Consider the following 12946-nt stretch of genomic DNA (forward strand, 5'->3'; position numbering starts at 1 on the left):
AAGGAGACATGAGCCGTTCCGCACACCCCGCCGGGCCCCGTCACGCCGACGTCCTTCCCGAGGGGCACTACAGCGCTCCGCCCGCCGACCTCAACGCCCTCGACGGCAAGGTGTGGTCGCAGACCGTCGCCCGCGGCGCCGACGGCGTCGTCACGGTAGGCGGCATCCCCGTGACGCGGCTCGCCGAGGAATTCGGCACCCCCGCCTACATCCTCGACGAGACCGACTTCCGGGCCCGGGCCCGTGCCTGGCGTACCGCCTTCGGGCCGGAGGCCGACGTCTTCTACGCGGGCAAGGCGTTCCTGTCGCGCGCCGTCGTGCGGTGGCTGCACGAGGAGGGGCTGAACCTCGACGTGTGCTCGGGGGGCGAGCTGGCCACCGCGCTCTCCGCCGGGATGCCCGCCGACCGCATCGCCTTCCACGGCAACAACAAGTCCGAGGACGAGATCCGGCGGGCCGTCACGGCCGGGGTGGGGCGGATCGTGCTCGACTCCTTCCAGGAGATCGTCCGCGTCGCCCACGTCGCGCGCGAGCTGGGCACGCGGCAGCGCGTGCAGATCCGGATCACCGTGGGGGTGGAGGCGCACACGCACGAGTTCATCGCCACCGCCCACGAGGACCAGAAGTTCGGCATCCCGCTGGCCGGCGGGCAGGCCGCCGAGGCGGTCCGGCGGGCCCTGCGGCTCGACGGGCTGGAGCTGATCGGGATCCACTCGCACATCGGGTCGCAGATCTTCGACATGTCGGGCTTCGAGGTCGCCGCCCACCGGGTGGTGGGGCTGCTGCGGGAGATCCGTGACGAGCACGGCGTCGAGCTGCCCGAGATCGACCTCGGCGGCGGCCTCGGGATCGCGTACACCAGCGCCGACGACCCGCGTGAGCCGCACGAGATCGCCAAGGCGCTCACCGAGATCGTCACCCGGGAGTGCGAGGCCGCCAGGCTGCGCACGCCGCGCGTCTCCGTGGAGCCCGGGCGCGCCATTGTCGGGCCCACCGCCTTCACGCTCTACCGGGTCGGCACCACCAAGCCGCTCGACGGACTGCGGACGTACGTCTCGGTCGACGGCGGGATGTCGGACAATATCCGTACCGCGCTGTACGACGCCGAGTACAGCGTGGCGCTGGTCTCCCGTTCCTCCGACGCCGAGCCGGTGCCGGCCCGGGTCGTCGGCAAGCACTGCGAGAGCGGCGACATCGTGGTGAAGGACGCGTTCCTGCCCGCCGACCTGGCGCCCGGCGACCTGATCGCGGTGCCGGCCACCGGCGCGTACTGCCGCTCCATGGCCAGCAACTACAACCACGTCCCCCGCCCGCCGGTGGTCGCCGTGCGGGACGGCGAGGCACGCGTGATCGTCCGCCGGGAGACGGAGGAGGACCTCCTCCGTCTCGACGTGGGGTGACGGAAGGGCCTCCGCCTCCCGGCACCGGGTGACCGGAGCGGGGGAACCGGAGCCGGGAGACGGCGGCCGGAGACGGCGGCCGGCGAGCCCTTGGGTATCCCGGGGTGGAAGATCTCCTTCTTCCACCCCGGGAAAAATGAAATAAACGTCTCACGATCCGGACGAAGGGCAGAAACTCCCGTCCGGTGAGTGAGACTGGTCCCACCGTAGAAGGTCAGAGAAACGAGGTCGGATGATGCGTACGCGTCCGCTGAAGGTGGCGCTGCTGGGCTGTGGAGTGGTCGGCTCAGAGGTGGCGCGCATCATGACGACGCACGCCGCCGACCTCGCCGCCCGCATCGGCGCCCCGGTGGAGCTCGCGGGCGTGGCCGTCCGCCGGCCCGACAAGGTGCGCGAGGGCATCGACCCGGCCCTCGTCACCACCGACGCCACCGCCCTCGTCAAACGCGGCGACATCGACGTCGTCGTCGAGGTCATCGGCGGCGTCGAGCCCGCTCGTACGCTGATCACCACCGCGTTCGAGCACGGCGCCTCCGTCGTCTCCGCGAACAAGGCGCTGCTCGCCCAGGACGGCGCGGCCCTGCACGCGGTCGCCGAGGAGCACGGCAGGGACCTCTACTACGAGGCCGCCGTCGCCGGTGCCATCCCGCTGATCCGCCCGCTGCGCGAGTCCCTCGCCGGCGACAAGGTCAACCGGGTGCTCGGCATCGTCAACGGCACCACCAACTTCATCCTCGACAAGATGGACTCGACGGGCGCCGGCTACCAGGAGGCCCTCGACGAGGCCACCGCGCTGGGGTACGCGGAAGCCGACCCCACCGCCGACGTGGAGGGCTTCGACGCCGCCGCCAAGGCCGCGATCCTGGCCGGTATCGCCTTCCACACGCGCGTGCGCCTCGACGACGTCTACCGCGAGGGCATGACCGAGGTGACGGCGGCCGACTTCGCCTCCGCCAAGGAGATGGGCTGCACCATCAAGCTGCTCGCCATCTGCGAGCGGGCCGCGGACGGCGGGTCCGTCACGGCACGCGTGCACCCGGCGATGATTCCGCTGACCCATCCGCTCGCCTCGGTGCGCGGCGCGTACAACGCGGTGTTCGTGGAGTCGGACGCGGCCGGACAGCTGATGTTCTACGGGCCCGGTGCCGGCGGCTCCCCGACCGCCTCCGCCGTCCTCGGCGACCTGGTCGCCGTCTGCCGCAACCGGCTCAGCGACGCGACCGGGCCGGGCGAGTCCGCGTACGCCGCGCTGCCCGTCTCGTCCATGGGCGAGGTCGTCACGCGCTACCACATCAGCCTTGACGTCGCCGACAAACCGGGTGTTCTCGCCCAGGTGGCCACCGTGTTCGCCGAGCACGGGGTGTCCATCGATACGGTTCGGCAGCAGGGCAAGGACGGCGAGGCCTCCCTCGTCGTCGTCACGCACCGTGCGTCCGACGCCTCCCTCACCGGGACCGTCGAGGCGCTGCGCAAGCTCGACACCGTGCGGGGTGTCGCCAGCATCATGCGGGTTGAAGGAGAGTAACCAGCAATGACCCACCAGTGGCGCGGAATCATCGAGGAGTACCGGGACCGGCTGCCCGTCTCCGACACCACGCCGGTCGTGACGCTCCGCGAGGGCGGCACGCCCCTCGTGCCCGCGCAGGTGCTCTCCGAGCGCACGGGCTGCGAGGTCCACCTCAAGGTGGAGGGCGCCAACCCGACCGGGTCCTTCAAGGACCGCGGCATGACCATGGCGATCAGCAGGGCCAAGGAGGAGGGCGCGAAGGCCGTCATCTGTGCCTCCACGGGCAACACGTCCGCCTCCGCCGCCGCGTACGGCGTGCGCGCCGGGATGGTCTCCGCCGTGCTGGTGCCGCAGGGCAAGATCGCGCTCGGCAAGATGGGCCAGGCCCTGGTGCACGGCGCGAAGATCCTCCAGGTCGACGGCAACTTCGACGACTGCCTCACGCTCGCCCGGGCGCTCAGCGACAACTACCCCGTCGCGCTGGTCAATTCGGTCAATCCGGTGCGTATCGAGGGTCAGAAGACCGCGGCGTTCGAGATCGTGGACATGCTCGGGGACGCCCCCGACATCCACGTCCTGCCGGTGGGCAACGCGGGCAACATCACGGCGTACTGGAAGGGGTACCGCGAGTACGCCGCCGACGGCGTCGCCGCCCGGACCCCGCGCATGTGGGGTTTCCAGGCCTCCGGCTCCGCGCCCATCGTCCGCGGCGAGGTGGTCAAGGACCCGTCGACCATCGCCACCGCCATCCGGATCGGCAACCCGGCCTCCTGGCAGTACGCGCTGGCCGCGCGGGACGAGTCCGGCGGCCTGATCGACGAGGTGACGGACCGTGAGATCCTGCGGGCCTATCGCCTGTTGGCCGCGCAGGAGGGCGTCTTCGTCGAGCCCGCCTCCGCCGCCTCGGTGGCCGGTCTGCTGAAGGCCGCCGAACTCGGCAAGGTCGACCCCGGTCAGCGCATCGTGTGCACCGTCACCGGCAACGGCCTGAAGGACCCCGACTGGGCCGTCGCCGGCGCACCGCAGCCGGTCACCGTGCCGGTGGACGCGGCGACCGCCGCCGAGCGCCTCGGACTGGTCTGACGTACCGCTCGACCCGGGGCGTCCCCGGGTGAGGGGGCACAGGGGGCTTACGACACGCATCGTGCGCCTCCTGTGCGCCCTATGTCGCCACAGAACCTTCCTTCGATAGGCTGTACTGAACCCGCCCCCCGCATATGCCCCGCATAGGCAGGGCGCAGCGCCGTCGTCGTGGTCCCCTCAGCGGTCCCCGGAGTGATCCGACGGCGGCCCGAAGGGTTCGTCGTACGTCATCGAATGTCTTCGACAGTCACGCAGCTCAAGGAGAGTCATCGAGCGATGGCCGGTCCAGCGTTCCGCGCCGCCGCCGTACGGGTGCGCGTCCCCGCCACCAGCGCCAACCTCGGCCCGGGCTTCGACGCCCTCGGCCTCGCGCTGGGGCTCTACGACGACGTCGTCGTCCGGGTGGCCGACTCCGGGCTGCACCTCGACATCGCGGGTGAGGGCAGCGAGACGCTGCCGCGTGACGAAAGCCACCTTCTCGTGCGCTCCCTGCGCACGGCCTTCGATTCGCTGGGCGGACAGCCGCGCGGCCTGGAAATCGTCTGCGCCAACCGCATCCCGCACGGCCGGGGCCTGGGCTCCTCCTCGGCCGCCATCTGCGCCGGCATCGTGGCCGCCCGAGCCGTGACCATAGGCGGCGAGGCCCGGCTCGACGACAGGGGCCTGCTGGAGCTGGCCACCGAGATCGAGGGCCACCCGGACAACGTCGCGGCCTGCCTGCTCGGCGGATTCACGCTCTCCTGGATGGAGGCCGGCGCCGCGCGGGCGATCAGGATGGACCCCGCCGATTCCGTCGTTCCGGTGGTTTTCGTGCCCGGGAAGCCGGTCCTGACCGAGACCGCGCGCGGGCTGCTCCCGCGCACCGTGCCGCACGTCGACGCCGCCACCAACGCGGGCCGTGCCGCGCTGCTCGTCGAGGCCCTGACCAGGCGCCCCGAGCTGCTGCTGCCCGCCACCGAGGACCGGCTGCACCAGGAGTACCGGGCGCCCGCCATGCCCGAGAGCGCGGCCCTGGTGGAGCGGCTGCGGGCGGACGGCATCCCCGCGGTCATCTCCGGCGCCGGACCCACCGTGCTCGCGCTGGCCGACGAGGGCACGGCCGACAAGGTGGAACGGCTGGCCGGCCCGGGCTGGGCGGCCAACCGGCTGGCACTCGACGTGCCGGGAGCGAGCGTGCTGCCGCTCGCGACCAGCGGCGCCGAAGCGGCGCGCGCCGATTGAAAGCACGCGGTTGCCGGATTTCGAGAGGGGGAATGTTTGTTGGATCCGGTAGTGTTAACCTCAAGTCTGCACCCGACCCCACCATGGCGAGGTGCCTCGTGTCCCAGTTCGGGACAGACATTCTTCCGGGAGCTCCCCACGCCGCACTGTGTTTCGTACCTCGTACGCGGGCAGTACGTCGTACGCCGACACTGAGCGGTCCGACGGGCACGCTCCGGAACCGGTGCGACCACGCCACGTGACACTGGGTGCCACGGCTCAAGGAAGCGCCATCACCAGATATTTCCTCCGCCGCTCCGGCGGATTACCGCCCCGGCACGGTTCGGTCAGCAAGAACCGAAGCCGGACAGCACAACCGGTCGCCGAGCCAGACAGGCCGACGTCCGCTCCAGGGAAGGACCCTTCGTGAGCGACACCACCGATCTGATGGGCGCACGTGTCGAGGAGACCGCTGCCGCGCCCGCCACGGACGCCTCCGCGCCTGCCACCGGTGCCGGCTCCCGGCGGCGCCGCGGTACCGGCCTCGAGGGCATGGTGCTGGCCGAGCTGCAGCAGGTCGCATCCGGCCTCGGCATCAGGGGCACCGCGCGCATGCGCAAGAGCCAGCTGATCGAGGTCATCAAGGAGGCGCAGGCGGGAGGGGGAGCCCCGGCGAAGACCGCCGAGGCCGCCACCGAGACCAAGCCGAAGCGCCGCGCCACCTCCAAGGCGCGCACCGGCGAGGAAGCCCCCGCCGAGAAGGCCGCCAAGACGGCCGAGGCGCCCGCCGACAAGGCCGTGGCCCAGCAGCAGATCGAGATCCCCGGCCAGCCGGCCGGAGGCACCGCCCGTGACGGGGGCGCCTCCCACGCGGGCGCGGCCGAGCGGGGCGGAGAGGCCGAGCGCCAGGCGGACGACGCGCCGGCCGAGCGCCGCCGTCGCCGTGCCACCGCCGAGGCGGGCAGCCCCGAGACCGTGACCGCCGAGGCCAAGGGCGAGCCGAAGGCCGAGACGGCCTCCGCCAAGGCCTCCGGCGCGTCCGAGCAGCAGCCGCAGGGCGACGCCGGTGACGGCGAGGGCCGCCGCCGCGACCGCCGCGAGCGCGGCCGGGACCGCGACCGGGACCGCGACCGGGACCGCCGCAAGGGCGACGACCAGCAGGGCGGCCAGCGCGGCCAGCAGCAGGGCCAGCAGCAGGGCGGCGGCCGTCAGGACCGCGCCCAGCAGCAGGACGACGACGACTTCGAGGGCGGCCGGCGCGGCCGTCGCGGCCGCTACCGGGACCGCCGGGGCCGCCGGGGCCGCGACGAGATGGGCAGCGAGCCGCAGATCACCGAGGACGACGTCCTGATCCCGGTCGCCGGCATCCTGGACATCCTCGACAACTACGCCTTCATCCGCACGTCGGGCTACCTGCCCGGGCCGAACGACGTGTACGTCTCCCTCGCCCAGGTCCGCAAGAACGGCCTGCGCAAGGGCGACCACATCACCGGCGCGGTCCGCCAGCCGAAGGAGGGCGAGCGGCGCGAGAAGTTCAACGCGCTCGTCCGGCTGGACTCCGTCAACGGCATGGCGCCCGAACACGGTCGCGGCCGCCCGGAGTTCAACAAGCTCACCCCGCTGTACCCGCAGGACCGCCTCCGCCTGGAGACGGACCCGGGCGTGCTCACCACCCGCATCATCGACCTGGTGTCGCCGATCGGCAAGGGCCAGCGCGGTCTGATCGTGGCCCCGCCGAAGACCGGCAAGACCATGATCATGCAGGCGATCGCCAACGCGATCACGCACAACAACCCCGAGTGCCACCTGATGGTCGTCCTGGTCGACGAGCGTCCGGAAGAGGTCACCGACATGCAGCGGTCGGTCAAGGGCGAGGTCATCTCCTCGACCTTCGACCGCCCGGCCGAGGACCACACCACGGTCGCCGAGCTGGCCATCGAGCGCGCCAAGCGCCTGGTGGAGCTGGGTCACGACGTCGTCGTGCTGCTCGACTCGATCACGCGTCTGGGCCGTGCGTACAACCTCGCCGCCCCGGCCTCCGGCCGCATCCTGTCCGGTGGTGTCGACTCCACCGCCCTGTACCCGCCGAAGCGCTTCTTCGGTGCGGCCCGCAACATCGAGGACGGCGGCTCGCTGACCATCCTCGCCACCGCCCTGGTGGACACCGGGTCCCGCATGGACGAGGTGATCTTCGAGGAGTTCAAGGGCACCGGCAACATGGAGCTCAAGCTCGACCGGAAGCTCGCCGACAAGCGCATCTTCCCGGCCGTCGACGTCGACGCGTCCGGTACGCGCAAGGAGGAGATCCTGCTCGGCGCCGAGGAGCTGGGCATCGTCTGGAAGCTGCGCCGGGTGCTGCACGCGCTCGACCAGCAGCAGGCGATCGAGCTGCTGCTCGACAAGATGAAGCAGACCAAGTCGAACGTCGAGTTCCTGATGCAGATCCAGAAGACGACGCCGGCTCCCGGCAACGGCGACTGAGCCCGCTCGGACCGGCCTGGGCAAGGGCCGCATCCGTCACGTCGGTGACGGATGCGGCCCTTCCGCGTTCCCGGCGCGCTGCCGCCGCCGAGTTTCCCGCCCGGCCGTACGGGGCGACGATGGTGAGACGCACGCCCATTCCCGACCGCGCAGGGGGTAACCGCAAAGGACCAGCGAGCCGACGAGAACCGAGGAGCACATGCCTGCCGACAGCACGCCGGAGCCCGGCATACCGGGCGCGCCCGGCTCACGGGGCCCGCGCCGCCGGGCCGGGGCCCTCAGCCGCAAGCCCCCGGGCCGGGGCCGCAGAGGGCTGCTGGTGACCGCCTGGACCGCGGTGGGCATCCTCGTCCTGGGCGGCACCGGCGTCGGATACCTGTACGTCAAGCTCAACGGCAACCTGCGCAGCATCGACCTCGACCACGCCCTGGGCGCCGACCGGCCCGGCAGGGCCGCCAACGGCTCCGAGACCGTCCTCGTCCTGGGCTCGGACTCCCGCTCCGGCGGCAACGGGGAACTGGGCGGCGGAACCGACGACGGCGGCGCCCGCTCGGACACCGCGATGATCGTGCACCTCTACGAGGGCCGGAAGGCGGCCGGCGTGGTCTCCGTCCCGCGCGACACCCTGATCGACCGCCCCGCGTGCACGGGCCCCGACGGCACCCGGCACGAGGCGGCCTTTGGCGTGATGTTCAACTCCGCGTACGCCACCGGCGGCGCCGCGTGCGCCGTGAAGACCGTGGAGTCCCTCACCGGCATCCGGATGGACCACTACCTGGAGGTCGATTTCGCCGGCTTCGAGCGGCTCGTCGACGAGCTGGGCGGCGTCCGGGTGACCACGACCGAGGACATCGCGGACCCCGACAGCCACCTGACCCTGAAGGCCGGCACCCACCGGCTCACCGGCGAGCAGGCCCTCGGCCTGGTCCGCACCCGGCACGGCGTCGGCGACGGCTCGGACCTCGGCCGCATCCAGCTCCAGCAGGCCTTCGTCAAGGCGCTGGTCGAGCAGGTCAGGGACATCGGCCTGTTCACCAGCCCGAAGAAGCTGTACGACCTCGCCGACACCGCCACCGACGCGATCACGACCGACTCCGCCCTCGGCTCGGTCGACGCCCTGATGTCCTTCGCGAGCGGCCTCAAGGGCATCAGCGCCGCGAAGCTCACGATGATCACCATGCCGGTCCGCTACGACCCGGCCGACCCCAACCGCGTCCTGCTCGACGAGGCCGGGGCCCGGCAGGTCTGGACGGCCCTGAAGAACGACCGCCCGATCCCGCGGTCGGCCACGCGGGGCACGGCGACGGGCGAGGCCGACAGCGTGGTGAGCGCTCCGTGAGCGCGGGGCCCGGCCGGTCGCGGCGCCGCCGCGCGGGCGCGCACGGCCAGGGAACGCCCGTACGGAATAGACGGCGGCGGCCCCCGGTTTTGGGGGATGGCCCCAGTGCTGGCAGACTGGTACGTCGGCTCCGGTTCACGCTTCCGCATCCCGCGGCCGCGACCCGGCGCCCTCCCGAAACTAGGAGACACCTTGAAGCGCGACATCCACCCCGAGTACGTCGAGACGCAGGTCAGCTGCACCTGCGGCGCGTCGTTCACCACCCGTAGCACCATCTCGTCCGGCACCATCCGGGCCGAGGTCTGCTCCGAGTGCCACCCGTTCTACACGGGCAAGCAGAAGATCCTCGACACCGGTGGCCGTGTGGCCCGCTTCGAGGCCCGCTTCGGCAAGGCTGCCGGCTCCAAGAAGTAGCGAGCCCCTCTTCGCCGGTCCACGGCCGTGTCCCCTGCCGGGGCGCGCCGGGACCGGCGTTTTTGGTCGCCGCCCACTTCACCCCACGCATCCACAGGAGCCAGAGATGTTCGAGGCCGTCGAGGAGCTCGTCGCCGAGCACGCCGACCTGGAGAAGAAGCTCGCCGACCCGTCGGTCCACGCCGACCAGGCCAACGCCCGCAAGCTGAACAAGCGGTACGCCGAGCTGACCCCGATCGTCGCCACGTACCGCTCCTGGCGGCAGGCCGGCGACGACATCGACACGGCCCGCGAACTCGGCGCCGACGACCCGGAGTTCGCCGCCGAGGTCAAGGAGCTGGAGCAGCAGCGCGAGGAGCTGACCGAGAAGCTGCGGCTGCTGCTGGTCCCGCGCGACCCCAGCGACGACAAGGACGTGATCCTGGAGATCAAGGCGGGCGCGGGCGGCGACGAGTCGGCGCTGTTCGCCGGCGACCTGCTGCGCATGTACCTGCGCTACGCCGAGCGGGTGGGCTGGAAGACCGAGATCATCGACGCCACCGAGTCCGAGCTCGGCGGCTACAAGGACGTCCAGGTCGCGGTGAAGACGCGCGGGCAGACCGGGCCCGGGCAGGGCGTGTGGGCGCGGCTGAAGTACGAGGGCGGCGTGCACCGCGTGCAGCGCGTGCCGGCGACCGAGTCGCAGGGCCGGATCCACACCTCCGCGGCCGGTGTCCTCGTCACCCCCGAGGCGGAGGAGGTGGATGTCGAGATCAACCCGAACGACCTGCGCATCGACGTCTACCGGTCCTCCGGCCCCGGCGGCCAGTCCGTGAACACCACCGACTCCGCCGTGCGCATCACGCACGTCCCGACCGGAGTCGTCGCCTCCTGCCAGAACGAGAAGAGCCAGCTGCAGAACAAGGAGCAGGCTCTGCGTATCCTGCGCTCCAGGCTGCTCGCCATGGCGCAGGAGGAGGCGGAGAGGGAGGCCGCCGACGCCCGCCGCAGCCAGGTCCGCACCGTCGACCGCTCCGAGAAGATCCGTACCTACAACTTCCCGGAGAACCGCATCTCGGACCACCGCGTCGGCTTCAAGGCGTACAACCTGGACCAGGTCCTGGACGGCGACCTCGACGCGGTGATCCAGGCCTGCGTCGACGCGGACTCGGCCGCCAAGCTCGCAGCCGCGTAAGGCACTCACGAGTACGACGGAGGACGAGCGTGCAGCCATCTTTTGGGGGGCGACCCCCGGGCCCCCGCAGTCTGCTGCTCGCGGAGGTGGCTCAGGCCACCCAGCGGCTGGCCGACGCGGGCGTGCCCTCGCCGCGCACCGACGCGGAGGAGCTCGCGGCGTTCGTGCACGGCGTGAAGCGGGGCGAGTTGCACTCCGTGCAGGACTCCGACTTCGACGCCCGCTACTGGGAGGTCGTCGCGCGCCGTGAGCAGCGCGAGCCGCTCCAGCACATCACCGGGCGCGCCTTCTTCCGGTACCTGGAGCTCCAGGTCGGGCCGGGGGTGTTCGTGCCCCGGCCGGAGACCGAGTCGGTGGTCGGCTGGGCCATAGACGCCGTGCGCGCCATGGACGTGGTCGAGCCGTGCATCGTCGACCTGTGCACCGGCTCCGGTGCCATCGCGCTCGCCCTCGCCCAGGAGGTGCCGCGCTCGCGCGTGCACGCCGTGGAGCTGTCCGAGGACGCGCTGCGCTGGACCCGCAAGAACGTCGAGGGGTCCCGGGTGGAGCTGCGCCAGGGGGACGCCCTGACCGCCTTTCCCGACCTGGACGGGCAGGTCGACCTGGTGATCTCCAACCCGCCGTACATCCCGCTCACCGAGTGGGAGTACGTCGCTCCCGAGGCCCGGGACTACGACCCCGAGCTGGCGCTGTTCTCCGGCGAGGACGGCCTCGACCTCATCCGGGGTCTGGAACGCACCGCGCACCGGCTGCTGCGCCCCGGCGGCGTCGTCGTCATCGAGCACGCCGACACCCAGGGCGGCCAGGTGCCGTGGATCTTCACCGAGGAGCGGGGCTGGGCCGACGCGGCCGACCACCCCGACCTCAACAACCGCCCGCGCTTCGCCACCGCCCGCAGGGCGCTGCCGTGAGCACCCACCAGACTTCGCACCCGCAGTACGTGTACGAGGAGGACCGCTGAAATGGCCCGGCGATACGACACCAACGACACCACCGACCGTGTGACCGGTCTGCGTGAGGCCGCGTCCGCCGTCCGCCGTGGCGAGCTGGTGGTCCTCCCGACCGACACCGTGTACGGCATCGGTGCCGACGCGTTCTCCGCGGAGGCCGTCTCCGACCTGCTGCTGGCCAAGGGCCGGGGCCGCAACATGCCCACGCCCGTCCTCATCGGCTCCCCGAACACCCTGCACGGCCTGGTCACCGACTTCTCCGAGCTGGCCTGGGAACTGGTCGACGCGTTCTGGCCGGGCGCGCTGACGCTGGTGGCCAGGCACCAGCCGTCGCTCCAGTGGGACCTGGGCGACACCCGGGGCACGGTTGCCGTGCGCATGCCACTGCACCCGGTCGCCATCGAGCTGCTCACCGAGGTCGGCCCCATGGCCGTCTCCTCGGCGAACCTCACCGGGCACCCGGCGCCGGAGGACTGCGACGCCGCCCAGCAGATGCTCGGCGACTCCGTCTCCGTCTACCTCGACGGCGGCCCGACCCCCGGCAACGTGCCGTCCTCCATCGTCGACGTCACCGGCCCCGTGCCCGTCCTGCTGCGTGAGGGCGCCCTCTCGCCGGACGAGCTGCGCAAGGTCGTACCCGACCTCGAGGTGGCCAATTGACAGCCCCTGGAGCGGGGCGTTGCATAGGCAACGCGGAGAGCGCGGCGGAGATCACGACGACCTTCGTGGGACTTCCGCGCGACAGCTTCCGCATCCTCCACGTCAGCACCGGCAACGTGTGCCGCTCGCCCATCACCGAGCGGCTGACCCGGCACTTCGTGTCGCAGCGGCTCGGTGTCCTGGGCGGCGGGCTGATCGTGGAGAGCGCCGGGACCTGGGGCCACGAGGGCGCCCCCATGGAGGCCAACGCCGAGACGGTGCTGGCCGACTTCGGCGCGGACGCCTCCGGCTTCGTGGGGCGGGAGCTGCTGGACGAGCACGTCATCCGTGCCGACCTGGTGCTCACCGCCACCCGTGACCACCGCGCCCAGGTCATCTCGATGGGGCACTCGGCGGGGCTGCGCACCTTCACGCTGAAGGAGTTCACCCGGCTGGTGAAGGCCATCGACCCGGCGACCCTGCCGCCGCTGGAGGACGGGGTGGTCGTGCGGGCGAGGGCGCTGGTGCGGGCCGCCGCCGCGCTGCGGGGCTGGCTGCTGGCGCCGACCGCCGAGGCGGACGAGGTGTACGACCCGTACGGGGCGCCGCTGACCTTCTTCCGCTCGGTCGGCGACGAGATACACCAGGCGCTGGACCCCGTGGTGACGGCGTTGACCGGGGTGGCCGCCCGGACCTAGACCCGGCCGCCCCCGCCCCCGCCCCCGCCCCCGCCCCCGCCCCCGCCCCCGCCCCCGCCCC

The 12946-nt window shown here is 72.1% G+C and carries 11 protein-coding genes; all 11 read left to right on the forward strand.

Annotation, left to right across the window (positions count from 1 at the left end; all coding sequences use genetic code 11):
- The first annotated feature begins 8 nt into the window (after positions 1-8).
- The 11 genes from lysA (at position 9) to ACFF45_RS04345 (ending at position 12885) form a co-directional block, all read left to right on the forward strand.
- A complete protein-coding gene (gene lysA, locus ACFF45_RS04295; protein ID WP_381342030.1) occupies positions 9-1400 on the forward strand; it encodes a diaminopimelate decarboxylase in 1392 nt (463 codons plus the stop codon).
- Positions 1401-1632: 232 nt separating this feature from the next.
- Complete coding sequence (locus ACFF45_RS04300) at positions 1633-2925, forward strand: homoserine dehydrogenase (protein WP_381342032.1); 1293 nt, start codon at positions 1633-1635, stop codon at positions 2923-2925.
- Positions 2926-2931: 6 nt separating this feature from the next.
- Entirely contained in the window at positions 2932-3990 is a 1059-nt protein-coding gene (gene thrC, locus ACFF45_RS04305) for a threonine synthase (RefSeq protein WP_381342035.1), read from the forward strand.
- A 276-nt stretch (positions 3991-4266) separates the two neighbouring features.
- Positions 4267-5211, forward strand: coding sequence for a homoserine kinase (gene thrB, locus ACFF45_RS04310; RefSeq protein WP_381342037.1), 945 nt, complete (start codon positions 4267-4269; stop codon positions 5209-5211).
- A gap of 405 nt (positions 5212-5616) precedes the next feature.
- A complete protein-coding gene (rho, locus tag ACFF45_RS04315; RefSeq protein WP_381342039.1) occupies positions 5617-7671 on the forward strand; it encodes a transcription termination factor Rho in 2055 nt (684 codons plus the stop codon).
- A gap of 199 nt (positions 7672-7870) precedes the next feature.
- Positions 7871-9010, forward strand: coding sequence for an LCP family protein (locus ACFF45_RS04320; RefSeq protein ID WP_381342042.1), 1140 nt, complete (start codon positions 7871-7873; stop codon positions 9008-9010).
- Between the two features lie 192 nt (positions 9011-9202).
- Positions 9203-9424 (forward strand): 50S ribosomal protein L31, encoded by a 222-nt coding sequence (gene rpmE, locus ACFF45_RS04325; RefSeq protein ID WP_093720256.1) that lies wholly within the window; start codon positions 9203-9205, stop codon positions 9422-9424.
- A gap of 106 nt (positions 9425-9530) precedes the next feature.
- A complete protein-coding gene (gene prfA / locus ACFF45_RS04330) occupies positions 9531-10598 on the forward strand; it encodes a peptide chain release factor 1 (RefSeq protein WP_381342045.1) in 1068 nt (355 codons plus the stop codon).
- 71 nt (positions 10599-10669) lie between these two features.
- Entirely contained in the window at positions 10670-11509 is an 840-nt protein-coding gene (prmC, locus tag ACFF45_RS04335) for a peptide chain release factor N(5)-glutamine methyltransferase (RefSeq protein WP_381342077.1), read from the forward strand.
- A 51-nt stretch (positions 11510-11560) separates the two neighbouring features.
- A complete protein-coding gene (locus tag ACFF45_RS04340) occupies positions 11561-12208 on the forward strand; it encodes an L-threonylcarbamoyladenylate synthase (protein WP_381342047.1) in 648 nt (215 codons plus the stop codon).
- The gene (locus ACFF45_RS04345) at positions 12205-12885 is read left to right on the forward strand and encodes an arsenate reductase/protein-tyrosine-phosphatase family protein (RefSeq protein WP_381342049.1); all 681 of its coding nucleotides are present in this window, start codon (positions 12205-12207) and stop codon (positions 12883-12885) included. Before ACFF45_RS04340 ends, ACFF45_RS04345 begins: the two co-directional genes overlap by 4 nt.
- Positions 12886-12946 lie beyond the last annotated feature (61 nt).

The sequence above is a fragment of the Streptomyces cinereospinus genome (genome assembly GCF_042430725.1).
GTDB lineage: Bacteria > Actinomycetota > Actinomycetes > Streptomycetales > Streptomycetaceae > Streptomyces > Streptomyces cinereospinus.

Coding starts and splice junctions, on each gene's coding strand:
- lysA (WP_381342030.1), top strand. CDS start 9: ATGAGCCGTTCCGCACACCCCGCCGGGCCCCGTCACGCCGACGTCCTT.
- ACFF45_RS04300 (WP_381342032.1), top strand. CDS start 1,633: ATGATGCGTACGCGTCCGCTGAAGGTGGCGCTGCTGGGCTGTGGAGTG.
- thrC (WP_381342035.1), top strand. CDS start 2,932: ATGACCCACCAGTGGCGCGGAATCATCGAGGAGTACCGGGACCGGCTG.
- thrB (WP_381342037.1), top strand. CDS start 4,267: ATGGCCGGTCCAGCGTTCCGCGCCGCCGCCGTACGGGTGCGCGTCCCC.
- ACFF45_RS04320 (WP_381342042.1), top strand. CDS start 7,871: ATGCCTGCCGACAGCACGCCGGAGCCCGGCATACCGGGCGCGCCCGGC.
- prfA (WP_381342045.1), top strand. CDS start 9,531: ATGTTCGAGGCCGTCGAGGAGCTCGTCGCCGAGCACGCCGACCTGGAG.
- ACFF45_RS04340 (WP_381342047.1), top strand. CDS start 11,561: ATGGCCCGGCGATACGACACCAACGACACCACCGACCGTGTGACCGGT.